Source organism: Sphingosinithalassobacter tenebrarum (assembly GCF_011057975.1).
GTDB lineage: Bacteria > Pseudomonadota > Alphaproteobacteria > Sphingomonadales > Sphingomonadaceae > Sphingomonas > Sphingomonas tenebrarum.
In genome coordinates this window covers 3711271-3734505 of sequence record NZ_CP049109.1, presented here as the reverse complement: position 1 = coordinate 3734505, position 23235 = coordinate 3711271, and the positions used below count along the sequence as shown (strand labels likewise).

At 67.8% G+C, this 23235-nt stretch carries 26 protein-coding genes and 1 pseudogene; 21 read left to right on the top strand and 6 right to left on the bottom strand.

Annotated features, from left to right (window positions below; translation table 11 throughout):
• Positions 1 to 27: 27 nt before the first annotated feature.
• Entirely contained in the window at positions 28 to 591 is a 564-nt protein-coding gene (locus tag G5C33_RS18555; RefSeq protein WP_165328509.1) for a helix-turn-helix domain-containing protein, read from the bottom strand.
• A 99-nt stretch (positions 592 to 690) separates the two neighbouring features.
• Between G5C33_RS18555 and G5C33_RS18550 the strand changes: the two genes are divergently transcribed.
• Positions 691 to 1173 carry a DUF6456 domain-containing protein gene (locus tag G5C33_RS18550; RefSeq protein ID WP_165328508.1) on the top strand — a complete coding sequence of 161 codons (483 nt, stop codon included), beginning with the start codon at positions 691 to 693 and terminating at the stop codon, positions 1171 to 1173.
• 4 nt (positions 1174 to 1177) lie between these two features.
• Here G5C33_RS18550 and G5C33_RS18545 read toward each other — a convergent pair whose 3' ends face one another.
• Positions 1178 to 3649, bottom strand: a complete 2472-nt coding sequence (locus G5C33_RS18545; RefSeq protein WP_165328507.1) for a DUF2339 domain-containing protein — start codon at positions 3647 to 3649, stop codon at positions 1178 to 1180.
• Between the two features lie 105 nt (positions 3650 to 3754).
• Between G5C33_RS18545 and G5C33_RS18540 the strand changes: the two genes are divergently transcribed.
• The 4 genes and pseudogenes from G5C33_RS18540 (at position 3755) to G5C33_RS18525 (ending at position 7462) form a co-directional block, all read left to right on the top strand.
• Positions 3755 to 4423 carry a glutathione S-transferase family protein gene (locus G5C33_RS18540; RefSeq protein WP_165328506.1) on the top strand — a complete coding sequence of 223 codons (669 nt, stop codon included), beginning with the start codon at positions 3755 to 3757 and terminating at the stop codon, positions 4421 to 4423.
• A 66-nt stretch (positions 4424 to 4489) separates the two neighbouring features.
• Positions 4490 to 5440, top strand: coding sequence for a diaminopimelate epimerase (dapF, locus tag G5C33_RS18535; RefSeq protein WP_165328505.1), 951 nt, complete (start codon positions 4490 to 4492; stop codon positions 5438 to 5440).
• A gap of 143 nt (positions 5441 to 5583) precedes the next feature.
• The gene (locus G5C33_RS18530) at positions 5584 to 6123 is read left to right on the top strand and encodes a hypothetical protein (RefSeq protein WP_165328504.1); all 540 of its coding nucleotides are present in this window, start codon (positions 5584 to 5586) and stop codon (positions 6121 to 6123) included.
• A pseudogene (locus G5C33_RS18525) lies at positions 6120 to 7462 on the top strand (DNA-packaging protein). Before G5C33_RS18530 ends, G5C33_RS18525 begins: the two are co-directional and overlap by 4 nt.
• A 16-nt stretch (positions 7463 to 7478) precedes the next feature.
• Here G5C33_RS18525 and G5C33_RS18520 read toward each other — a convergent pair.
• Positions 7479 to 9173, bottom strand: a complete 1695-nt coding sequence (locus tag G5C33_RS18520; protein WP_165328503.1) for a serine hydrolase domain-containing protein — start codon at positions 9171 to 9173, stop codon at positions 7479 to 7481.
• Between the two features lie 94 nt (positions 9174 to 9267).
• Here G5C33_RS18520 and G5C33_RS18515 point away from each other — a divergent pair, with 94 nt between their 5' ends.
• Entirely contained in the window at positions 9268 to 9987 is a 720-nt protein-coding gene (locus G5C33_RS18515; protein WP_165328502.1) for an NRDE family protein, read from the top strand.
• A gap of 37 nt (positions 9988 to 10024) precedes the next feature.
• On the opposite strand, the gene G5C33_RS18510 is transcribed toward G5C33_RS18515, so the two are convergent.
• Positions 10025 to 10567, bottom strand: a complete 543-nt coding sequence (locus tag G5C33_RS18510; RefSeq protein WP_165328501.1) for a hypothetical protein — start codon at positions 10565 to 10567, stop codon at positions 10025 to 10027.
• A gap of 99 nt (positions 10568 to 10666) precedes the next feature.
• Between G5C33_RS18510 and G5C33_RS18505 the strand changes: the two genes are divergently transcribed.
• The 11 genes from G5C33_RS18505 (at position 10667) to G5C33_RS18455 (ending at position 16388) form a co-directional block, all read left to right on the top strand.
• Positions 10667 to 11770, top strand: a complete 1104-nt coding sequence (locus tag G5C33_RS18505) for a phage portal protein (RefSeq protein WP_165328500.1) — start codon at positions 10667 to 10669, stop codon at positions 11768 to 11770.
• Between the two features lie 32 nt (positions 11771 to 11802).
• A complete protein-coding gene (locus G5C33_RS18500) occupies positions 11803 to 12111 on the top strand; it encodes a DUF6127 family protein (protein ID WP_165328499.1) in 309 nt (102 codons plus the stop codon).
• Positions 12108 to 12491, top strand: a complete 384-nt coding sequence (locus G5C33_RS18495) for an HK97 family phage prohead protease (protein WP_165328498.1) — start codon at positions 12108 to 12110, stop codon at positions 12489 to 12491. Before G5C33_RS18500 ends, G5C33_RS18495 begins: the two co-directional genes overlap by 4 nt.
• 115 nt (positions 12492 to 12606) lie before the next feature.
• Positions 12607 to 13665 carry a phage major capsid protein gene (locus G5C33_RS18490; protein ID WP_165328497.1) on the top strand — a complete coding sequence of 353 codons (1059 nt, stop codon included), beginning with the start codon at positions 12607 to 12609 and terminating at the stop codon, positions 13663 to 13665.
• A 96-nt stretch (positions 13666 to 13761) separates the two neighbouring features.
• Positions 13762 to 14310: a head-tail connector protein gene (locus G5C33_RS18485; protein ID WP_165328496.1), complete on the top strand. Its 549-nt coding sequence runs from the start codon at positions 13762 to 13764 to the stop codon at positions 14308 to 14310.
• Positions 14307 to 14516, top strand: coding sequence for a hypothetical protein (locus G5C33_RS18480; protein ID WP_165328495.1), 210 nt, complete (start codon positions 14307 to 14309; stop codon positions 14514 to 14516). Before G5C33_RS18485 ends, G5C33_RS18480 begins: the two co-directional genes overlap by 4 nt.
• Complete coding sequence (locus G5C33_RS18475; RefSeq protein WP_228275304.1) at positions 14513 to 14917, top strand: DUF3168 domain-containing protein; 405 nt, start codon at positions 14513 to 14515, stop codon at positions 14915 to 14917. Before G5C33_RS18480 ends, G5C33_RS18475 begins: the two co-directional genes overlap by 4 nt.
• A 14-nt stretch (positions 14918 to 14931) precedes the next feature.
• A complete protein-coding gene (locus tag G5C33_RS18470) occupies positions 14932 to 15339 on the top strand; it encodes a phage major tail protein, TP901-1 family (protein WP_165328493.1) in 408 nt (135 codons plus the stop codon).
• A complete protein-coding gene (locus G5C33_RS18465; RefSeq protein ID WP_165328492.1) occupies positions 15336 to 15647 on the top strand; it encodes a gene transfer agent family protein in 312 nt (103 codons plus the stop codon). Before G5C33_RS18470 ends, G5C33_RS18465 begins: the two co-directional genes overlap by 4 nt.
• On the top strand, positions 15644 to 15841 hold the full coding sequence (locus tag G5C33_RS18460; protein WP_407698054.1) for a phage tail assembly chaperone: 198 nt from the start codon (positions 15644 to 15646) through the stop codon (positions 15839 to 15841). Before G5C33_RS18465 ends, G5C33_RS18460 begins: the two co-directional genes overlap by 4 nt.
• Positions 15834 to 16388 (top strand): tail tape measure protein, encoded by a 555-nt coding sequence (locus tag G5C33_RS18455; RefSeq protein ID WP_165328491.1) that lies wholly within the window; start codon positions 15834 to 15836, stop codon positions 16386 to 16388. Before G5C33_RS18460 ends, G5C33_RS18455 begins: the two co-directional genes overlap by 8 nt.
• On the opposite strand, the gene G5C33_RS18450 is transcribed toward G5C33_RS18455, so the two are convergent.
• On the bottom strand, positions 16389 to 16892 hold the full coding sequence (locus G5C33_RS18450; protein WP_165328490.1) for a hypothetical protein: 504 nt from the start codon (positions 16890 to 16892) through the stop codon (positions 16389 to 16391). It abuts the gene before it with no gap.
• Between the two features lie 88 nt (positions 16893 to 16980).
• Here G5C33_RS18450 and G5C33_RS18445 point away from each other — a divergent pair, with 88 nt between their 5' ends.
• Positions 16981 to 19263 (top strand): DUF2460 domain-containing protein, encoded by a 2283-nt coding sequence (locus tag G5C33_RS18445; protein ID WP_165328489.1) that lies wholly within the window; start codon positions 16981 to 16983, stop codon positions 19261 to 19263.
• Positions 19264 to 19423: 160 nt separating this feature from the next.
• Here G5C33_RS18445 and G5C33_RS18440 read toward each other — a convergent pair whose 3' ends face one another.
• Complete coding sequence (locus G5C33_RS18440; protein ID WP_165328488.1) at positions 19424 to 19774, bottom strand: ADP-ribosylation/crystallin J1; 351 nt, start codon at positions 19772 to 19774, stop codon at positions 19424 to 19426.
• A 34-nt stretch (positions 19775 to 19808) separates the two neighbouring features.
• On the opposite strand from G5C33_RS18440, the gene G5C33_RS18435 reads away from it, so the two are divergent.
• The 3 genes from G5C33_RS18435 to G5C33_RS18425 all read left to right on the top strand — a co-directional run bounded on the left by G5C33_RS18435 (position 19809) and on the right by G5C33_RS18425 (position 23201).
• Positions 19809 to 20618, top strand: coding sequence for a DUF2163 domain-containing protein (locus G5C33_RS18435; RefSeq protein ID WP_165328487.1), 810 nt, complete (start codon positions 19809 to 19811; stop codon positions 20616 to 20618).
• A gap of 112 nt (positions 20619 to 20730) precedes the next feature.
• Positions 20731 to 21012, top strand: a complete 282-nt coding sequence (locus G5C33_RS18430) for a peptidoglycan endopeptidase (RefSeq protein ID WP_323126174.1) — start codon at positions 20731 to 20733, stop codon at positions 21010 to 21012.
• Positions 21013 to 21023: 11 nt separating this feature from the next.
• Positions 21024 to 23201, top strand: coding sequence for a phage tail protein (locus tag G5C33_RS18425; protein ID WP_165328486.1), 2178 nt, complete (start codon positions 21024 to 21026; stop codon positions 23199 to 23201).
• The last annotated feature ends 34 nt before the right edge of the window (positions 23202 to 23235 follow it).

Here is a 23235-nt window from a genome sequence, read left to right as displayed (position 1 = left end):
GCGACCCGCCGAAGCATGAGAGCGATGTCACAATGCGCGGATCAGCCGCGTCGCGCAGGCGATCCAGGGCGGGTCGGAAAGCACTTGCTGGCGCGCGCCGGCCCCGAGCGGCAGCAAGTGCAGCTTGCCGTTCTCGCGGCCGATCAGGCGACCGAACAGGAACCGGCCCGCCGGGCGCGGCACCAATATGTCGCGATTGAGTGCGGTGCTGAAATCCTCCGGGCCCAGCCGTTCGCACCATATTTCGTCCCCGGTGCGATATTCGCCGACGCCGCTGGCAACGCGCAGCGCCACCATGCCCGGCGTCGGTCGGGGCGGCGCGACCGACGCTTCCCGTCGCGGGGCCTGCGCGCCCTGCGCGTCGAGCTGAGCCACGACAGGCACTTCGGGGCGGTCGGGCATCCGCACCAGATCGGCCGAGTCGACATCGAGCGCCGCAGCGATACGGTTTAGCCAGCCCACCGATACGGTTCGCGTTCCCGTTTCCAGCCGGCCGATGGTCTGTGCCGTGGTCGGGGGATCGCAGCGCCGCGCCACGTCCTCCAGCGTCAGGCCCTTGGCGCGCCGCACTTCCCTAATGGCCGTGATCATCGACAATCTCCCCGATAACCATATTGGTACTTTTATGCTGTCCTACAAAGCGGCTGCCGTGGCAAGGGAATTTCGAATCGCAACATTCGGGAGCAAGGGATGCGCAAACTGGCCGAGCGGGAGATCGACGGCGCCACGGGTCGCGTGCGCAGCGAGGCGCCCGGCAGGGGGCGGCGCGGCGTGACGGTGAACCTTGCCGAGTCGCCGCTCTCCTGGCTGAAGGCGCGCAACTTGGTGAGCACGCGGCAACATGAGGCCGGCGAGCGGCTGCGCGCCGATTACGAAACCGCCGCGCTTGGCGCGCGCGTGACCATGACATGGGATGCCGCCCCGGCCGGACGGGGGCGGCGCGGACCGGATGCGCCGCTCGATCCGACTCTCGCCCAGATCGCGGCGAAGCGCCGCTTCGACGCGGCGATGGCCGCGGCGGGGCCGGGCCTGTCAGATATTTTGTGGCGCGTGGTTTGCGCCTGCGAAGGGTTGGCGGCCGCCGAAAAGGGGCTCGGATGGCCGGCGCGCGCGGGCAAGCTGGTGCTCGGCATCGCGCTGGACCGCCTCGCTGACCATTATCGCCTGCCCTGATGTGTCAGCTTTCGGGCGCGGCGCTTCGCTGGCGTTGCCCGCCGAGGAAACGGCCATAGGCCCAGCCGATCGCGATCAATCCCAGCCCGAGGCCGAGGAAGGAAAGGATGCGCAACACGCCGTCGAGCGCGGCGGCATCGATCAGGAATACCTTGAAGGTGACGATGGTCAGCAGGCCGAGCCCGAACACGCGAAGGTCGCGCGTCTCGCCGCGAATGCCCCGCCACAGCCAGAACAGCGCGAGAAGCAACAGTACAGCCGAATAGCCGCCATTTTCCGCCGTGGTGACGGGCCCTGTCAGGATGGCGCCGTGGCTTGCCTGGCGGACCGCGCCCAGCAGCGCGGCGATCGTCGCGATTGCGGCGGCGGGGCGCAGCGCGCGTCTGACGGGCCACCACAGCCAGAAGGCGGCGAGCGCGAGGTGGATGACCAGCAGGTTGAGCAGCGGGAGCGACCCCACCGATTGCGGGAGGAGCGCGGGATTGAGCATCAGCCAGTCGAACCAGACGAGGCGGAAACAGCCGATCGCCAGCAGGGTTTTGCCGATCGCGCTCCAACGCGATCCGCGCGACAAGGCCCAGCCGCCGGCAAGCAGCACCTGCGTGATCGCGGCGCGTTCGAAAAAGCCCCAGCTGCGGAAATCGGATTCGTCGGCTAGCGCGAGCGGCTGTTTCGCCACGACATAGAGCGTCAGCAGCCCGGCGAAGAGCGCTGCGAAAGCCGCGGCGGCGCGGGCGCGACCGAACTGGCGCGCATCCCGCAACAGCCACGCCGCCGCCAGCGCCGGAGCGAGCAGCATGCGCGCCGTGTCGCCTGCGCCGGGGAGTAGCGGATAGGGCAGCTTCGCGCCGGCGAGCGAGCGCGCCGCAGCCTCCAGCAACGGCCAGAGCACCGGCAGCGCGACGAGCAGCGCCCCGGCGAAGGCGATGGCGGGCAGCAGGAAGAGCGTCTGCCGGTCAAGCAGGCGCGCCCATCCGCCGAGGCCGAGCATGATCAGCGCCACGGGAAGATTGAGCCATTCGAACGGGACGGCCTGACCCAGGCCGATCGCGGCAAGCAATCCGGCGAGACAGGTTGCGCCCGTGATCGCGGCATTGCCCGCGGTGTCGCGTACGCGCCAGCCGACCCAAAGGGTCAGCGCTGCCGCTGTCAGCGCAAGCGCGATCCACGCGCCCACAGGAAGCAGGGCGGGGGCGAAAATCTGGGCGATCAGCAACGGACCGCCGGTGCCCGCGACAGCGAGTATCGTCCAGCCCGGCGCGCGGCCCAGCAGCAAATGCGCCGGAAGCGCGAACAGCGCGGTTGCGACCAGTGCGGCGATTGCCGTCGCCGTGCGATCCGGCGGGCCTAGGCCGAGTGCCTCGAGCATCAGCATCAGTGCCAGCGCGACGATCGCGCCGGGCAGATAGCGGGTGTCGCGCCATGCGAGGAACAGCGTCGCGGCGGCCAGTATGAGATAGAAGCCCCAGGCCAGGCCGTCGAAGTTCAGCACGGGCGCCAGAAACATGAGCTGCACGAATCCGGCTAGCAGCGGTGCCAGCCGTAGTCGGACGTCAGTAAGGCCGGTTGCCGGGAACGCTGCGCCCGCAGCCGCCGCGAGCAACACGACAAAGGCGCCAAGCCCGGCAAGATGCTGCGGGGCGAGCGCGTACAGGAGGAAGTTGACCCAGCCGAACCCCGCCGCCGCCGCAGCGAGCGCCAGCCAGCCCCAGCCGCGATGCATCGCCAGCCCGAACAGGGCGGCGATGAACAGCGCCAGATAGACGAGCAGCGGTCCGATTCCCGCGGCGTCATATCCGGCCACAAGCGGCGCCGCGAAGCCGCCCGCCAGCGCCATCACTGCAGTCGGCGGGCCGTGCCGCAGTGCCAGCGCCAGCGCGCCGCCCGTAATCACGAGCATGGTAACGAAGGCAGGCAGCGGCGCGACCAGATCGTACAGCGCGGCGGCGATGTAGAGCGTGCCGTACCCGCTTGCCACGCCCGCACCGGCAAATGCCTGGGCAACGCGGGGATCGTCGCGCGTCCAGGCGAAGCGATGCGTGAACTCGCTTGCCACGACGAGGGTGAGGGCGAACAGCGCCGCAAGCGAAGTGCGGGCAACCGGCCCGAGCAGCCCGCTCTCGATCGTCAGCCGGACGAGGAAGAAACCCGCCAGCACCAGTGCCGCGCCGCCGACCCAGATCGGCAACTGCCCGCCCACCAGGCTTTCGAAGCTGAATTCGGGAAGCCGCGGCAGCGCCCGGTTCCTCGCCGGGGTTCTGGTCGTCGCGGTGCGGGCGGCCGGAGCGGGCTGCGGCATGTCTGGCGCCGGCACAGGCGGCGTGGGTGTCGCCTCCCGGCGGGCCGGCACTTCCGGTCGGTCGCTTCTCGCCAGCGCGTCCCGCAACCCTGCGACTTCGCGCTGCAATCTCGTGATGCGATCGTTCAACGTGACGAATATGAGGATACCGCCGACGATCAGCAGGAATTCGATCATGGCAGCGTCCTGCCATAGCCGGCCGGGGCTGTCCCGGGCAAAGTGGGTTGCAGTATGAAACGGAAATGCTAGGCTGACGCGACCACGGCAAAAAAGGATGCTGCGATGATCGTCTATGGCTCCACGCTGTCACCCTACGTCCGCAAGGTGGCTGTCTTTGCCGCCGAGAAGGGGCTTGATATCAAGATCGAGCTTGCCGGTATGGGGCGCGGCAGCCCCGAATTCTTCGCCGCGAGTCCGTTCGGCAAGATGCCCGCCTTTCGCGACGGCGATTTCGCCATATCCGATTCCAGCGCGATCATTGCCTATCTCGAGGCGAAACATCCCGAGCCGAATCTGATTCCGCTCCGGCCCGAAGCCCGCGCCCGCGCGATCTGGTTCGAGGAATTTGCCGACACCATATTGATGACGGTCGGCCCCAAGATTTTCGGCAACCGCTTCGTCACCCCGCGCGTGCTGAACGGCGCTCCCGATCTCGAAATCGCCGACACGGCCGAGCGCGAGGAATTGCCCAAGCTGTTCGATTATCTCGAAAGCGTGATTCCGAAGAGCGAATTTCTGGTCGAGGACCGGCTGACGCTTGCCGATATCGCAGTCGCAAGCCCCTGGGCGAGCCTGACTACCGTCGGGTGCGCTATCGACGGCGCGCGGCACCCGCGCTGTGCGGCGTATTTCGACGCGATTCTCTCCCGTCCGAGCTTTGCCGCCATCGTGGCGAGCGACCATGCCACCGTCGCGGCGATGGGCGGGCCGGTGAGTGCGGAACCGGCCTGAGCGCTTCGGCGCGAAATCGGCGCCGCCCCTCTGTTTTGCGGAGCCGAAACGCCCCATAAGGATGCGATGCAGATTGCTTTCATCAAGTGTCAGGGCTCCGGCAACGATTTTCCGCTGATGGACGCACGCGCCGCCACGCTGGCCGAGGCCGAATGGAAGAAACTCGCGCGCGCGCTGGCCGATCGTGCCGGGCCGGTGGGGGGCGATGGCTTGCTGCTGCTCACCGCGGGCGATGCGGATCACGCCTTCGGCATGCGGATGTTCAATTCGGACGGCAGCGAGGCGGAGACGTGCCTCAACGGGCTGCGCTGCACCGCGCGGCTGGGATTCGAGCTGCTCGGGCTCGATCATGCCCGGGTGCGGCTCAAGACCAGCTCGGCGGATGTCGCGCGCGAGCCCGATCTTGCGCCTGGCGTAGTCACGATCCGCACCCAGGTGGGGCCGGCATCGCTGGCAGCCACCGATATCGGGCTGCGGATCGACGCGGCGCAGATCGTCGACGCGCCGATACCCGGTCTGCCCAGCGAACGGCATTTCACGGGCGTTGCGATGCCCAATCCGCATCTCGTCGCCTTTGTCGATCATGTCGATGAGGCCGAACTGGTGGCGCTGGGCGACTGGTGCGAAGCAGCGCCGCCGCTGATCCCGGCGCGCGCCAATGTCAGCTTCGTCGAAGCGCGCGACGGCGGATTGTTCGTGCGCACCTATGAACGCGGTGTCGGGCTGACCGACAGTTGCGGCAGCGCAATGGCGGCTTCCACCTTCGCGGCGGGGCTGGCCGGCCGGATCGCCTTTGGCGAAACGGTGACCGTGTTCAATCGTGGCGGAATGGTGCGTGCCTCGGCGACTGCGCCCGAGGCCGGCGCAGTGGTGACGATCCGCGGCAATGCCAGCTTCCTGTACGATGCGACGATCGGATTCGATCGCGAGACGGGCATGATCGAGGCGCCGCTGGTGCATGCGCGCCGGTTTGACGAGGCCGAGGCTTGGGAAGCCGTGCTTGCCAACCTGAAATAACCTATTTGGCACTTTTTACTTGACATCGTCACGCTGTTCGGCTACCCGGAGAGCACGCTGAAGAATTGCGAGTCGGGCCGGGGCGGTGACGCCTTCCGGCCCGATTGCGTTTCAGGCCGGGAAAGTTTCGGGGGAGTGCGGATATGACCGAGGCGGGCAAGGGTAGCGCGAAGCTGCGGCTGGTGAAGACGGGCGGCAAGCGCGGCCGGGCGAAACAGCCCTCGATCGCGGTGCGCAAGGCGTGTTTCCTGGAGATTTTGCGCCAGACGGCGAATGTCGCCCGGGCAGCGCGCGAAGCGGGGCTGTCGAGCTCGACGGTGTACAGCCATCGCGCGCGCTTCCCCGGCTTCGCGCGCGATTGGGACGCGGCGGTGGCCGAGGCGCTCGACGAGCTGGAGAGCCAGCTGATGGAGCGGGCGCGCAACGGGGTCGAGAAGCCGGTCTATTATCGCGGCGAGGTGGTTGGGAGCGTTCGAACCTATTCGGATAGTCTCGGCATGTTTCTGCTCAAGGCGAAACGGCCGGAAGTCTATGACCGTATGGGCGGCAACGCACCGCCCAGTCCGCCGACGATCAGCGAAGCCGAGGCGAAAGCCGAAGTGCTGCGCCGCATCGCATTGCTGCGCGGGCCCGACGCGGATGACGTCACCATCGACATGGAGGATGACGGGGACGCGGCATGAGCGAGACGGCGCGCTCGCTTGCGGGCGATCCGCAGGCGCTCGCGGCTTGGGAGCGTAGAAAGCCGGACTGGAAATCGCTGCTCCACGACTGGCCCTTCTGGGCCGACCCGCGCCAGTTGCCGCCGCCGGGCGACGATTGGCGCGTCTGGCTGATGCTGGCGGGGCGCGGCTTCGGCAAGACGCGGGCGGGCGCCGAATGGGTGCGCGCGCTTGCCGAAGCCGATGGCAGCCTGCGCATCGCGCTGGTCGGCGCGACGCTCGGCGAAGTGCGCGCCGTGATGATCGAGGGCGCGAGCGGCATATTGGCGACTACCCCGGCGGGCGCGCAGCGACCGCACTGGGAACCGACGCGCGGGCGGCTGAAATGGAGCAACGGCGCGCAGGCCTTTGCCTATTCGGGCGAAAATCCCGAGGGGCTGCGCGGGCCGCAATTCCATTTCGCCTGGTGCGACGAGATCGCCAAATGGGCTTATCCCGGTGCGGCCTGGACAATCTGATGCTCGGCATGCGGATGGGCGAGCGGCCGCGCGTGCTGGTGACGACGACGCCGCGCCCGATACCGTTGCTGCGCGATCTGCGCGCGCGACCCGACACCGCGACCGTTACCGGGAGGACCGACGAGAACCGGCTGCTGCCCGAAAGCTTCGTTTCGGGGATACGCGCAACCTATGGCGGCACGCGGCTTGGCCGTCAGGAACTGGACGGGGAACTGATCGACGACGTCGCCGGGGCGCTGTGGACTCGCGGTCTGCTTGAAGCCTGCCGGGTGCGGGTTCTCGACGAACGGTTCTCGACGGGGCTCGAACCTGCTCGAACCGAACGGCTTGGTTCCTGGCGGCGCGTGGTCGTCGGCGTCGATCCGCCTGCCGGATCGCGCGGCGATGCCTGCGGGATCGTGGCGGTGGCGCTGGGGCGCGACGGGCATGGTTATGTGCTGGAAGATGCGAGCGTGAGCGCGGCATCGCCCGAACAATGGGCGCGGGCGGTGGCGGCGTGCGCGGTGCGCAACGGCGCCGATCGCGTGGTGGCAGAGGCCAATCAGGGCGGCGAGATGGTGCGCAGCGTGCTTGAAGCGGCCGATGCCGCGCTGCCGATCCGGCTGGTCCATGCCAGCCGCGGCAAGAGCGCGCGCGCCGAGCCGGTCGCGGCGCTCTATGAAAGCGGCAAGGCGTTTCATGTCGGCGGCTTTGCGGCGCTGGAGGACGAGCTTTGCGGGCTGATCGCAGGCGGCGGCTATGAAGGGCCGGGGCGCTCGCCCGACCGCGCGGATGCGCTGGTGTGGGCGATGACCGAGTTGTTGCTGGGGAAAAGGGGCGAGGCCGGGGTGCGGGTGATGTGACCGCACCCCAGGCGGGTCACTCCGCGATCCGCTCGCTTTTGATCTCGGCGCCGCCCTGGAAGATGGTGAGATAGGGTGCCGGGCCTTCGCCTTCGGGGAAGACGATGCGGGCGCCGACGCGGGGGATGGTGAATTCGGTGGCGCTTTTCGGTTCCAGCACGAAGGAGGGCTGGCCGGTCAGCTGGATGGACAGCGTATCGTTGTCCTCCAGAGCGATATCGGCGACCATGTTCATCACCGCATAGCGGCCGACATAGCGTTCGAGCGTTTCGCGCGGAACCGCTGCCGCAACTGTTTCGGGCACCGGGCCGGTGCGGACGGCGCGCTCGATTTCCTCTGCGCCGTTCTGGTGCATTTCGAGGATGTGCGCGCCGTTGGCGTCGCGCCGCATCTGGAACCAGGTGAGGCTGCCGGGGCCGAAATGGAAACGGTCCTGTCCGGCGGGATAGACCGGCGAGGCCGAACCGCCTTCGCGTTGCGAGTAGAGCTGACCGTCATCGAGGAACAGCGTGCGCGTCTCTTCGCCGCCCGCGATCGCATAGACGCCGGTCAGCGGCTCTAGGCTTGCGGGATCGACCGCGACGGTGGTGAAGACCGGATAGGGATCGCCGAGCGCCACCGCGCCGAGCTTGTGCGCGATCAGCGTGGGCTGGACTTCGGGGGTGTCGGTATTGGTGAAGGCGGCGGTGAAAATGCCCGTTTCCGGCAGGTAGAGCGCATAGGTGGAGCCGCCGAAAATGCCGCCGCCATGCGAAATCGCCTTGCGGCCGCGCACATCGTTGAGCTGGAGCCCGAAGCCATAGGGAATGGAGCGGCCGTCGGGCAATTCGGTGGGAGAGGTCATTAGCGCATAGCTTTGCGCGCTGATGACCTTGCCGTGATGGAGCGCATGCGACCATTTGGCGAGCGCGCCGACCGAGCCGACCAGCGCGCCGGCGGCATGCGGTACGCTCATATGGATTTTCTGGGCGGGGACGAAGCCGTCATTGCCCGTGGTATAGGGCAGGGCGCGGTTGGCGAATTCGGTTTCGCTGACGCCATAGCGGATATCGGTGATGCTCAGCGGATCGAGGATTCGCTCGCGCAGCGCGACATGCCAGGGTTTGCCGGTGACGGCTTCGATCACCGCGCCGACCAGGACATAGCCGCTGTTATTGTAGCGCTGATCGGTGCCGGGTTCGAAATCGAGCGGCAGATCAGCGAATTCTGCGATCATTTGCTGCGTGGTGAAGGCGCGATTTGTGTTCGCTTCGACCATCCAGCCGGGAATGCCGGTATAGGATTTGATGCCAGATGTGTGATTGAGCAGCTGGCGCACCGTGGCCGCGCCCCCGGGGCCGGGATAGTCGGGCAGGAATTTGGTGAGCGGGTCGTCCAGCGACACGTTGCCTTCGTCGACGAGCTGCATCATCAGCGCGGCGGAGAATTGTTTGGTGATCGAGCCGAGGCGGAACAGCGTGTCGGGGCGGATCGGTCGGCCGGTGGCGAGATCGGCCAGGCCGCGCGCGCCGGCATAGGTCGTCGCGCCGTGTTCGGTGACGATCGCGGCGCCGCCCGGGCCGTCGGTCGGCCAGGCATCGGCAAGGATCGCGTCGGCGGCGGAGGCGATATCGGATGCCGCGAAGGCCGAAAAGGCGGGGGCGAAGGTTCCGACGGCGGCTATGCCCGCTCCGGTTCCAAGCAGGCGGCGTCGCGATATCCGGTGGCGCATGATCGTCTCCCTTTGCGGGTGGGGTAACATGGGTGTGTTAATCGGTCAAAACACCAGGGTTTTACTGGGATCGGGCGGCGTCTAAGAAGAAGTCATGTGTGTTTTCGCAATGTTGTGGCGCGGGCATCCCGACTGGGTGCTGGTCGCCGCCGGGAACCGCGACGAGCGGCATGAGCGTCCCTCGCTGCCGCTGGCGCGGTGGGACGACGGGTCGTGGATCATCGCCGGGCGCGATGCCGTGGGTGGCGGGACCTGGCTGGGGGTGAGCGAGACGGGGCGGTTCGCGGTCGTGACCAATGTGCGCGGGCAGGGCGATCCCGATCCGGCCAAGGCTTCGCGCGGGGCGCTGGTGGTGGATTTGCTGGGACCGGTGGCGCTGGAGGATGTGGTGCCCGAACGCTATAATGCGTTCAATCTGTTCGCGATCGACGAGGGGCGCGGGAGCTATCTGAGCAACCGGCCCGAGCCGATGCGGGCGAAGCTGGCGCCGGGACTGCATGGGCTGGCGAACGGGATGGGGACGCAGGCCTGGCCGAAGACGGCGGCGTTGCAGGCTTCGGTGCAGCGCTGGGCGGCGAGCGGGAGCGACGATATCGCGCCGCTGTTCGACGCGCTGCGCGACGAGAGCGGGTTCGTGACCGATGTTCCCGATACCGGGTCACCGATCTTCATTCGCGACCCCGTGTACGGGACGCGATGCAGCACGGTAGTCGCCGTAGATGCCGAGGGGCGCGGATTGATTGCCGAGCGGCGCTTCGATGCCGATGGCGTGGTGACGGGCGAGACGCGGCTGCCGTTCAGCTGGATGGTGTGACGAGCTTCACCTTTGCGCCCCGCGCCAGGGAGGGCCGTCAGTAAAGCCAGCCCGCCGCGAAATAGTCATGGGGCGCCACCGTGCCGCCATCGAGCAGGGTTACAATATTTTGCGCGGCAACGGGGGTGTAGGGGAGCAGAAATGCGGGCGCGCACGGCGCCTGCAGCAGTTGCGGCAGATCGGGACGGCGCGAGCCATAGACGGTGGCGCTGGTGCCGCGCAGCGGAAGGCCTGCATGGTTCGCCCGCGCAGCGGCGACCAGCACGCGTTCGCCGAGCTTGACCTTTTCGGGCATGGCGAAGGTGGAATTCCACCAGTAAATCTGCACTTCGCCCGAAACTTCGCCGCGGAGCGCCTCGTCGACACGGATCGTCAGGAGGCCATAGTCGTCCAGCGTGCCGGGTCGGCCGGGCGATACCACCTTGTAGCCGGTCAACACACCGTCGATCACGATATCGGCCTGCCGAACATCCTCTACGACAAAGGGGGCATTGGCCATGCACGCAACGGCCGTGCCGGAAAGCGCCGTCACTGCGGCCAGCGAGATCGCGATTGCGGAAATAGTCTTTCGTAGCGGCACGGGCTCTGTCCTTGCTGCGCAGCATCGGAATATGTCGGTGGCGATGGCAGTGCGCAAGCCGAAGCGGTGTGCCGCGCCAGGAGCTCAGGGGAGCAACAGATGAAAAACTGGTTCAAACGCCGGCGGTCGGGCGACCGGCCGGCGCTTTCACGTGGGGCGAACATGGTCGTCGCGGGGGATTGGCCGCGTTCCTATGAGGCGCAGGTGCGTACGGGATATTGCGCCAATCCGGTGGCGCAGCGCGCGGTGAAGCTCGTCGCCGAGGGCGTTGGCGGGGCGCCGCTTTCGACGAGCGACCCGGCGGTTGCGGCGCTGGTCGGCGCGCGCTCGGGCGGGCAAGCGCTTACCGAAACCGTCGCGGCGCAATTGCTGCTGCACGGCAATGCCTATGTTCAGCTGCTGACCGATGCCGAGGGGCAGCTTTGCGAGCTCTATGCGCTGCGCCCCGAACGCGTGACGGTCGAGCCCGATGCGAGCGGGTGGCCGGCTATCTATCGCTATCGCGTCGGCGAGCATGTCGCGCGGCTGGCGGCGGAGGACCCGGCCGGACGGCCGCAGATCGTGCATATCAAGGCGTTCAATCCGGTCGACGATCATTATGGGCTGGGGTGCCTGGGCGCGGCGGCGGGGGCCGTCGCGATCCACAATGCGGCGTCGCAATGGAACAAGGGGCTGCTCGACAACGCCGCGCGGCCCAGCGGCGCGCTGGTCTATGAGCCCGGCGACGGCAGCGTGCTGTCGCCCGATCAGTTCGACCGGCTGAAGGCAGAGATGGATGCGGGATTCGCGGGCGCGGCCAATGCCGGGCGGCCGATGCTGCTCGAGGGCGGGCTCAAATGGCAGGCACTCAGCATGTCGCCCGCCGACATGGATTTCGTCGGGCTGAAGGCGGCTGCCGCGCGCGACATCGCGCTTGCCTTCGGCGTGCCGCCGATGCTGCTCGGGCTACCGGGGGACGCGACCTACGCCAATTATCGCGAGGCGAACCGCGCGCTGTGGCGGCTGGCGATCCTGCCGCTTGCCGAGAAGATTCTCGGCGGGATTTCACAGGGGCTGGCGGGCTGGTTTCCCGATGCCGCGTTGTCGGTCGATCTCGATCGCGTCACTGCGCTCAGCGAGGACCGCGAGCGGCTCTGGGCGCAGGTTAGCGGCGCGGATTTCCTGAGCGACGAGGAAAAGCGGGGATTGGTCGGGCTCGACTGATCATGTGCCCTGCCCAATGCAAGGAGACATTGATGAGCGATTCTGCGGTGCTGGCGCAATTGCTGCGCCAGGGCGAGGAAGCGGGCGCGGACCTGACGACGCTGCGCGCTATCGTGGAGGAAGCGGGCGAGCTGGGCGCGCGGCGCGCGCTCGCCAAGCTGGGGCTGGATGACGGCGCGGCGCCCAAAGACATGGCCGAGCTGCGCGAACTGCTCGGCGCGTGGCGCGACGCCAAGAAATCGGCGGTGCGCGCGGCGCTTGGCTGGTTGGCCCATCTCGCGCTGGCGGGGCTGCTGGTCGGGCTCGCGGTGAAGCTGGGCTTTTCGGGCTGGGTGAAGTGAGCGTGCGTTTCGCCGGCTATGCGGCGGTGTTCGACATCGCCGATCGCGGCGGCGACGTGGTGCGCAAGGGCGCGTTCCGTGCGCCTGGCGCGGTGCCGCTGCTGTGGCAGCATGGCGGCGCGCCGATCGGCGCGGTCGAGTGGCTGGAAGAGGATGCGCGGGGCCTGCGCGTCATCGGGCGCGTCGATGATCCGGTACTGGCCGCATCGTTGCGCGACGGCGGCGTTACCGGCCTTTCCTTCGGCTATCGCGCGCGGGAAAGCCGGCTCGGGCCGGCCGGACGCGAGCTGTTGCAGGTCGCGCTGGCAGAAATCAGCCTGGTCGCTTCGCCGATGCAGAAGCTGGCGCGGGTGCACGCGGTGGCGCCTGTCACCGACTGAATCCTCGAAACCGGACCGGGGGCGGCTGCGGCCGCTCCTCTTTTTCCTCTCGCCGACGGCGAGTGGTTCCCCTCCTCACGGGCGTGTGGAGGGCTTTTTTGTGCGGGAGACTTTTATGATTGAGACGAAGGCGAATGGCCTGGGCGCAAGCTTCGGGGCAGTGGAAATGGCGGGCGTGCCGGCGGCGCGCCCGATGCTGGCCGGAGCCAGTCCCCGGAGCGGGGCGATGTTCGAGAGCTTTTTGCGCTCGGGCAGCGGCGGGCTGGAAGTAAAGGCATTCACCGGCGCGAGCGACGGCAGCGGCGGGTTGGCCGTGCCGCAGGAAATCGATGCGCAGATCGACGCGACGCTGAAGAGCATTTCGCCGATTCGCGGCATCGCCAATGTCGTCCAGGTGGGGTCGGCCGGCTATCGCAAACTGGTGACGAGCGGCGGCACGCCGTCGGGCTGGGCGAGCGAGACTGGCGATCGCGACGAAACCGGCACCCCGACCTTCAACGAAATCGCGCCGCCGATGGGCGATCTCTACGCCAATCCGGCGGCGAGCCAGACGATGCTCGATGATGCGGCCTTCGATGTCGAGGCGTGGCTCGCCGGCGAAATCGCGATGGAGTTCGCCAGGGCCGAAGGCGAGGCGTTCGTCAACGGCAGCGGCACCAATCGCCCCAGGGGCTTCCTCCAGTCGCCGGTTTCGGCCGCGGGCGACGCGACGCGCCCGTTCGGAACGCTGCAGACGCTGTCGAGCGGCGCGGACGGTGCCTTCTCCATCAATCCCGAGGAAAAGTTGATCGATCTGGTCCAGGCGCTGCGGCCGCCCTATCGCCAGGGCGCGGTGTGGGTGATGAATTCGGCCACGCTGGCGCGAATCCGCAAGCTCAAGACCACCGACGGCGCGTTTCTGTGGCAGCCGGGCCTCGCCGCGGGCCAGCCCGCGACTCTGCTCGGCTATCCGGTGGTGGAGGCCGAGGACATGCCGGACATCGACACCGATTCGCTGTCGATCGCCTTCGGCAATTTCAAGGCAGGCTATCTGATCGCCGAACGCGGCGAAACGCAGATCCTGCGCGATCCCTATTCGAACAAGCCGTACGTCCATTTCTACGCGACCAAGCGCGTCGGCGGCATGGTGAGCAACAGCGAGGCGATCAAGCTGATGAAGTTCGCCGCAAGCTGATTTGCCAGGGCGGCGGCGCATCGATGGCGCCGCCGCCCTCTCGCGTGTCGCCGGCGCTGCGCCGGCCGGACACCGATCCGATCGAGGGAGACCGAAATGACCCCTGGCTTTTCCGGGGCGGTGCTGGCCGCTGCCCGCGATGCCGCCAAGGCCTATCTGCGCATCGCCGACACGAGCGAGGACGCGCTGATCGAAAGCCTCGCCGAAAGCGCGCTGGCGCTCGCCGAAGCCTTTGTCGGGCGGGCGCTGATCCTGCGCGGGTTCGAGGATGTGATGCCCGTGTCGCGCGCCTGGCAGCGGCTCGACATGGCGCCGGTGATGGCGATTACCGCCGTGACGGGCATTCCGGCCGAAGGCCCGGAGGCGGAACTGCCCGTCGATGCCTATGCCATCGATATCGACGCCGACGGCAATGGCTGGATCCGCGTCCTGGCGCCGGGTACGGCCGGGCGGGTTCGCGTTACCTTTCAGTGCGGCACGGCGATCGACTGGGATTCGCTTCCCGCGCCAATCCGGCAGGCCGTGCTGCTGCTGATCGAGCATCTGTTCGGCGGTGCCGAGGGCGCGGCGCCACCGGTTGCCGCGGCGGCATTGCTGCGCCCCTGGCGGCGGTTGCGACTGCGCGGCGCGGAGCATGCTGCATGATGGAGCGGATAGAAGCGCGCGGCAGGGCGCGCGCCGAAGCCGCCGCCGAAGCGGCTGTGCGGCGGCTCGAGGCGGAACTCGATGAACACCTGCCCGGCGTGCGCGTGTCGCGATCGCAGGGCGTGATACGCCTTACCGGCCGGCGCCTGCATCGCCGCGCCATGACCGATCCGGCGCTGCGCTGGATCGCGGGGTGGCTGAAATGAGCGTGCAGGACGTGCTGCAGGCGGCGATCAAGGCCGCGCTGGAGGGTCATGCACCGCTCGCCGACGGCGTCACCGGCATTTTCGAAGCGCCGCCGGTGCGGAGCGCGCCGCCTTATGCGGTCATCGGAGAAAGCCTGTTCACCGACTGGGGCGCCAAGGCGCTTTCCGGGCGCGAGGCGCGGGTCGCCGTGATGCTGCACGATATCGGCGAGCGTCCGGCGCGGCTGCGTGCGCTGGTCGGCGCAGCGGAGGATGCGATGGCGGCAATGCCGCGCGTGCTTGGCGAAGGCTGGGCAGTTGCCAGCATCGTCATGCTGCGCAGCCGGATCGTCCGCGAAGGCGAAGCGCGCTGGATCGGCACCAGCGAATATCGGCTGCGCATGCTGCGCAGCGAACTCTGATCGGGAGAAAGACTATGGCGGCGGAAAAGGGCAGCGCGTTCCTGCTGAAAGTTGGCGATGGCGGCAGTCCGGTGGCATTCACTACCGTGGCGGGACTGCGCACGACGCAGCTTTCGGTGAACGGCGAGGCGGTGACGATCACCAGCAAGGATTCGGGCGGCTGGCGCGAGCTCCTGTCGGGTGCGGGCGTGCGTTCGGTGAGCGTATCGGGCGCGGGCGTCTTTACCGGATCGGCGGCGGAGTCGCGAGTGAAGGCCAATGCGCTTTCGGGGGTACTCGACGATTATCGGCTGACCTTCGAGAGCGGTGAGACGATGACGGGCAGGTTCCTGGTCACGCGGCTCGACTATGCCGGCGATTATAATGGCGAGCGCAATTATACGCTCAGCCTCGAAAGCTCCGGCGCGGTGGTGAGTGCGTGACCGGCGCCAATCCGGCGCGCGGCGAGGCGTCGCTGCGCGTCGCGGGGGAGACGCTTGTGCTGCGCCCCAGCTTTGCAGCATTGGTCGCCGCCGAAACCGAGCTCGGGCCGCTGTTCGCGCTGGTCGAACGTGCGGCGGAGGGCCGGCTGGCGCTCGGCGAAATGGCGACGCTCTTCTGGCATTGCCTCAATGAAGTGCCCGAAGGCCTGAACCGCGAAGCGTTCGGCGAAGCACTGGTCGCGGCCGGGCTGGCCGAAGCCACGCCAGCGCTGCGCGTGCTGTTGCGGCAGATATTGGCGGGCCGGTGAGCGCATATTTCGTTGACGCCGCAAAGCGGCTGTCGGGCGCGGCTGGCGTGATGTTCGGCTGGACCCCCGACGGTTTCTGGAACGCGACGCCCGAGGAACTGGCCGCGCTGGTGCGTGCGGCGGGGGGCGAGGAAGCCGCGCCGCCCGATGGCGCGGTGATCGCGCGGCTGAAGGAGCAATTTCCCGATGGATGAGGAAATCGAACGGCTGATCGTCAGCGTACGTGCCGATACGCAGGGTTTCGCCCGCGACGTGGCGGATATGCGTGGAACGCTGGACGGCACATTGGTCAACGGCGTGGAACGGGCGGGGCGCATCATCGAAAATTCGCTGCTGCGCGCGATCCGTACCGGCAAGCTCGAATTCGCCGATCTGGGCTCGCTGGCGCTTTCGGTGCTCGACGATATCGCGGGCAAGGCGCTCGACCTGGGGCTGGAGGTGCTGACCGGCGGCAGCGGCGGCGGCCTTGGCGGCGGACTTCTCTCGCTGATCGGCCTGCCGGGCCGTGCGACGGGCGGACCCGTATCGCCGGGGCGGCCCTATGTCGTTGGCGAGCGTGGACCCGAGCTGTTCGTGCCGACCAGCGCAGGTGCCGTCGCTGTCCCTGCGGCCGCGGGATCGCGCGATGTGCGGGTGGCGATCACGATCAATGCTGCACCCGATGCTGCACCCCGCGCACTGCAGCAATCGAGCCGCCAGGTGGCGCGCGCGGTGAAGGCGGCGCTGGCGCAGGTGGGGTGATCAGAGCCGGTGGTAAACCTGCCAATCGTCGTTCGTCGCCTTGTTGGCGAGCATTGTTAGCGCGCTGATCACGCCGTCACGACTGTCGAAGGTGCAGGCAACCAGATTGCCGTATGGCTCAGCAAGGCCGCCCTCGACTTCGGCAATATGTCGGTCAGTCGGCTTTGAGCAGTCCGCCGCAAACAGGGCGAAACCGGGTTTGTCGGGGATTAAGCGGAGAAGGCCATAGAATGCATCGTGATCCCCGTCCGATTGCTGGAAGAGGTAAAGTCCTGGGCTACCGTCGATTGGGATAAGCGCCACTGTTGCTGGCCAAGCCCGACCGGCAAGATGATAATGATCGCCCTCTCGAGTGAAGGAAAGCGTGCTGTCGAAGCCGTTGCCATAATAGCCTTCTGCGAGAGGCTGAACGCCTTCGTTCAAAGCGAAAAGCGGTTCTTCTGACCGATAGAAATCACCGAAGAGCAGCGCAGGCAGCAGCAAGAGCGTGATCGCCTGAAGCATAGACGTGATCCACTTCCCGCGTGGCGGCCCCGGCGCAGCCGGGCGTCGCATCGTTTCCGCGATCCTAGCAGAGAAGGACGAGATAGAAATGGCTTTCTGGCTCGCGTCCGAGCGGACGGTGCAGAGCGAAGACGTGATCTCGCGCTTTGATCCGCGTTTCTGGACGGTCAATTTCCCGCGCCCGATGATGGCGAGCGTGGTTTCGACCGCGGCTGACGCGCTGCGCGTCGATGCCGTCTTCTATCGGCAGAATGACTTGCTGGGACTGACCTGGGAAGCGGAGGATCGCCACGATCATCCGTTGCTTGCCTATGAAACCAGCCGGGATTTTCGCGACTGCCGCCTGTCGTTTCGCTGGCGGTCGTCAGGGGTGCTGGCGCTCGATACAGTCAATGGCCCGGTGCTGACGATCGAGGGACGCGACGCGGCGGGCGACTCGCGTGCCTGGTATGTCCGACTGTGGAACTATGCCGATGGAACGGCGGAAGACGCGACGGTTTCGCTTGATTTCGGCGATCTCGAAGGCGGATTTCTGTTGCCGGGCGAAGCCGATCCCGTGTTCGCGGGCGATGTCGACCGGATGTTCGTCTCGCTGGTGGCACCGGGATATACCGGCGCGGACGATCTGCTTGCGGCGCCGGCGGAGGGCTGGGTCGAACTCAGCGATATCGCCTGCGAGGGGGCGGGGGCGGTGCTGGCGATCGGCGACGCGCTCGTCCCCGAACACGCGCTGCAGATCGCAACCGGCTATGACGACAGCTATCATGTCACGCCCGCGCGAATGCTGCGCAACATTTTGCAGCTCGGATGGCGCGGGGCCATCGTCCATTATGTCGGGATGAGCCATTATTTCCGGCTCGAGCCGCTGGGTGAAGACCATTATGTCAGCCTGGCGGGTGGCGTGCTCAATACGCCCTGTGCGGCGTGGCACGGCGATTTCGCGGCGCGTGCGAAGGCGCTGGGATATACGATCATCTGGTCGCTTTCCTATGAACTGTTCGACGCGCATTGCTGGAACGACTGGAAGCAGCGCGCGGCCGATGGTTCGCCGGCGCTGACCGGGTGGGAGCCGCCATCGGCGCTGCTTTCGCCCGCGCATGCCGGCGCGATGGGCTATCTGCGGCAAGTCGCCCAGGCATTTGTCGGTATCGCGGCGGCGGCGGACATGCCCGTGCGCTTTCAGATCGGCGAGCCCTGGTGGTGGGTGATGGCCGATGGGCGGCTGTGCATCCATGACGACGCGGCGAAGGCGGCGCTGGGCGATCCGGCCGAACAGAATATGCGCGGCGCGCCCGATATCGATGTGCTCGACGCGGCGGGAGCGTTGCTGGCCGATTCGACGCTGGCGTTGCGTGACGCGGTACGCGCCGTGGCGGCCGATGCGCAGGTGTTGCTGCTCGCCTATCTGCCGACGGTGCTCGATAGCACAATGCCCGAACTCGATCGTGTCAATCTCCCGCTCGGCTGGGCGCGGCCCGCCTTCGATATCCTGCAGCTGGAGGATTATGACTGGGCCGCCGAAGGGCTGAGCGCGGCGACTGCGCGGGGCGTGGCGCAGGCCGAGGCGCGGCTCGGCTATCCGGCCGGCGAACAGCATTATTTCGCAGGATTCGTACTGAGTCCCGAGGATGCGCATCAGTGGCGCGCCATCGATGCAGCGGCGGAAACGGCGCGGGCGCGCAGCGTCGCGGCGACTTTCGTCTGGGCGTTGCCGCAAGTGATACGCGACGGATATGTCCATTTCGACCAGGAGAGCGATGTGCAGCCTTTTGACGATGTGCTGTTTCCACTGGCGCTGGGCAGCGAGGCGGAAGTCGCTGCCGAGCTTTCGACGGCGATCGTCACCAGCGCGGGCGGGCATGAAAAGCGCAATGCCGACTGGGCGCAGGCGCGCACCCTTTACGATGTCGGGCCGGGGCTGCGGTCCGAAGCGGACATCGCGGCGCTGCTCGCCTTTTATCGCGCGCGGCTGGGTCCGGCGCGCGGTTTCCGGCTGCGCGATCCGTTCGACGGCAGCTCGAACGATGGCGGCGATCCGACGGCGGTGGATCAGATGCTGGGCGTGGGAGACGGAAGCGCGCAGGCATTCGCGCTGGTGAAACGCTATGGCGAGAGCGAGCGGCGCATCACCCGGCCGGTGGCGGGAAGCGTGCGTGTGGCCGTCGACGGGGTTGAGACGAGCGCGTTCAGTATGGGTGAGGGAGGCATCATCACGTTGGATACGCCGCCCGAGGTGGATGCGGTGGTGACGGCGGGATTCCGCTTCGATGTGCCGGTGCGCTTTGCCGAGGACCGGCTGACGGTGAGCCGGGCGACTTTTCTGGCGGGCGCGGCGGTTTCGGTACCACTGATAGAACTGCGCGAGGGTTAGGGCTCCGTCCGTCGCCCCTGCGCAGGCAGGGCCCATGTCCGTCCCGTGTCGCGACCAGCCGGACACTGGCATCAGCGCTTCCGTGTCAGCCGGTCATGTGCACTGCACAGAAATAGGCCCCTGCCTGCGCAGGGGGGACGGTGGAAGATGTAGCGGCCGGTTACGGGAAGCTGTGCGTCACTTCTATCTCGCCGACGATCGCGGCGTTGAAGTCGGACAGGTCTTCGGCCGGGATCCAGTATTCGCGATGCGCGCGGCCGCCGGCTTCCTCGACCCTGTAGCGGTCGAGGAAATCCCTGCGGACGGCGAAGCACGTAACGAAGCCCGAACCGCTGTCGGGCACATTCCAGTCGCGCGCGATCTTGATCGCATAGTCTTCGGTCACGACCGGATAGAAGATCGGCTGCCCGGGCAGGCGCGGCGGGAAGGCGCGCATGCCGCTTTCGCGGATCAGGGCGAGTTCCTCGGGGCCGACGGGGCGCCAGAGCGTGACGGTGGCGGGCGTGTCCATGCGTCTTTGATAGCGACAACCGATGGAGCAGGCGATGGCGGACTGGCTGGAAGGCGATCTGACGAGCGTCACCTTGTGCTGGCGGATCGACAGGCGCGACGGGGTAACGATCGGGCTGACTGCGCATGACAGGGACCTGGAGATCGGCGGGCTGGTCCACCACGCGGCGCCCGGGATGACGCCGTCGGCGATCGACCGGTCGGCAGGGCTGGACGCGGACACGATGGACGTTACCGGTGCACTGACCGGAGCGGCGATCAGCGAAGCCGATTTGCTCGCCGGGCGTTGGGACGGCGCCCGGGTGTCTCTGTTCGCCTGCGACTGGTCGGAACCGGATGCCACGGTTTCGCTCGGCAACGGCTTCATCGGCTCGGTCGAGACGCGGGGTGAGCGGCTGACGGCGGAACTGCGCGGCTGGTCGGTCGCACTGGAGCGGCCGGTGGTCGAGGAAACCTCGCCCGAATGCCGCGCCGAGCTGGGCGACCGGCGGTGCCGCGTGGCGATGGCGGGGCGGCGGCGTTTCGCGCGCGTGGTCTCGGTCGCGGACGAGACGATCACGCTCGATGGCGTCGAGCCCGAGCCGAATTGCTATGGAGGCGGCAGGCTGCGCTGGATGACGAGCGGCAATGGCGGGCTGGAAGACGATATCGCGCTTTCGAGCGGTGCCACGGTCACGCTGCGTGCGCCGCCGCGATTCGATGGCACCGGCGCGCTGGTCGAGTTGATCGAGGGATGCGACAAGATGCTCGCGACCTGTTCGGGCCGCTTCGGCAACGCCGCCAATTTTCGCGGCGAGCCGCACTTGCCGGGCATGGACCTGCTGACGCGATATCCGGGCGGATGAAGACGGGGAGGCGGCGCTTGCCGCCGCGCGGGCCGCGCTGGGCACCCGGTTTCGCCTGCATGGCCGCGATTGCGCCACGGGGCTCGATTGCGTCGGACTGGCGGCGCTGGCGATGCGGGCGGAGGGGCATGGCGGCCCGGTGCCCAGCGGCTATGCGATGCGCAGCGCCGACGCAGCGCGCGTTGTCGCGCTGCTCGATTCCTCCGGGCTGGTCCGCGCCGCCGATGCGCGGCGGGGGGACCTGCTGCTGTGCCGTATGGGGCCGGGACAGCTGCACCTGGCGATACAGGATGCGGACGGCGTGATTCATGCCGATGCGATGCTGCGCCGCGTGGTGGCGCGTCCGGGGCCGGTTCCCTGGCCGGTGATCGGCGCTTGGCGCGTGCGCGGGTAGGGGAGAGTGGGATGGCGACATTGGTGCTGACGGCCGCGGGCACGATGCTCGGCGGGCCGGTGGGCGGTGCGATCGGAGCGACGCTGGGCGGTACGATCGATCGCGAAGTGTTGTTCAAGCCGGGCGGGCGGGAAGGCCCGCGGCTGACCGAACTGGCGGTGCAGACATCCTCTTACGGCACGCAGATCCCGCGTTTGTTCGGGGCGATGCGCGTTGCCGGATCGGTGATCTGGGCGACCGACCTGATCGAACATCGCTCCACCAGCGGCGGCAAGGGGCAGCCGCGCACGACCAGTTACGGCTACACGGTATCGCTGGCGGTTGCGCTGTCGGGGCGACCAATCCGCTCGGTCGGGCGGATCTGGGCCGACGGCAAGTTGCTGCGCGGCGCGGCCGGCGACTTCAAGGTGCGGACCGGATACCGGCTGTACCACGGCCGCGAGGGTCAGCCGGTCGACCCGTTGATCGCGGCGGCCGAAGGCGCGGACAATGCGCCGGCCTATCGCGGCGTCGCCTATGCGGTGTTCGAGGATCTCGACCTTGCCGAATATGGCAATCGCATTCCTTCGATGACCTTCGAGATTTTCGCGGACGAGGGGGCAGTGGCGGCTGCCGATATCGCGGCGGAATTGTCGGGCGGTCTGGTTTCGGGCGAAAGCGGGAGCGTGCCGCTCGAAGGGTTCTCGGCGCAGGGAGCGAGCCTGCGCGCAGTGGCCGAAACCCTTGCGGGCGCCGCCAATGGCTGGTTCGGCTTTGTCGATACCGGCGCGCGCATGCGTCACGGCGCGGGCGACGCTATCCCGCTGTCCGATGACGGCATGCGCAGCGCGCGCGGCGGTGCCGATCCGGCCGGGCGCAGCATCGCGTCGATCGACGGCGTGCCGCGCAGTCTTTCGCTGACGCATTATGACGCGGCGCGTGACTATCAGGCAGGGCTGCAACGCGCGGTTCGTCCCGGCGCGGGTATCCGCGAGGCGCGGCTCGAGCTGCCGGCGGCGATTTCCGCCGGCTCCGCCCGAACGATCGCGCAGGCTGCGTTGGCGCGTCTCGACCGGGAACGCGAGCGTCGGACGCTGACGCTGGGCTGGGAGGCGATCGGCCTGTCACCCGGGACACGCGTGACGGTCAACGGAACGCCCGGCCTGTGGCGAGTCGATCGCTGGTCGCTCGAAGCGATGGTGCTTCGCGTCGAATTGCTGCGTATCACAGCTGCGCCGCTGCCGGTTTCCGCGAGCGGCGGGCGCGTTCTTTCCCCGCCCGACCTGCGTGTCGGCGACACGGTGTTGCAGGCGTTCGAGCTGCCGCTGCTCGACGAAGCGGCGGTGGCGGTGCCGCGTCTCGGCGTCGCGGCGGCGGGAACAGGCTCTGGCTGGCGCAGTGCCGGCCTGTTGCTCAGTACCGATGGCGGCGGACGCTGGGGCGACATCGGCGCGACCGCGCTGCCGGCGGTTCTGGGGACGGTGGATGTCGCGCCCGGTTCGGCTCCGGCGTCGTTAATCGATCATATCAACCATATCGACGTGACGCTTGCCCAAGCCGGAATGACGCTGGCTGATGCCGATGACCTGGCGCTCGACGGCGGTGCCAATCTTGCACTGATCGGCGAGGAGTTGGTTCAGTTTGGCTCCGCGACCGCGCTCGGGGAGGGACAATGGCGGCTCGCGACGCTGTGGCGCGGCCGGCGCGGTACCGAAGATGCGAGCGGTGACCATCAAGCCGGCGAGCCTTTCGTCCTGATCGACGGGGACACGCTGCGCACTATCGATCTCGCGGCGAGCCTCATCGGAGGGGAGGTCCATGTGCTTGCCCAGGGGGCGGGCGATTCGGAAGGTGTTTCCACCGTTGCGCCGGTTACGGGGCGTTCGGTTCTGCCGCTGTCGCCTGTCCACCCGGAGGCATTGCGCCACGCCGACGGTACGACATCGCTCAAATGGATTCGCCGCAGTCGTTCGGGCTGGCGGTGGATCGACGGCGTCGACGCCCCGCTTGGGGAGGAGGCCGAACGCTATCGTCTGACGATCACGCCGACCGGCGGCGACGCGCGCGTCGTGGAGGTGTCGGAGCCCGGATATCTGCTTTCTTCCGAAGATCGCCTTTCGGGCTGTGCGATCGCGATCCGCCAGGTCGGTACGTTCGGCACATCGTCGCCACTGGAACTGCAACTATCCCCTGCCGGAGAATCGCAATGAGCGAATTTGCCACGCCGCGCCTTTCCCTTCCGCT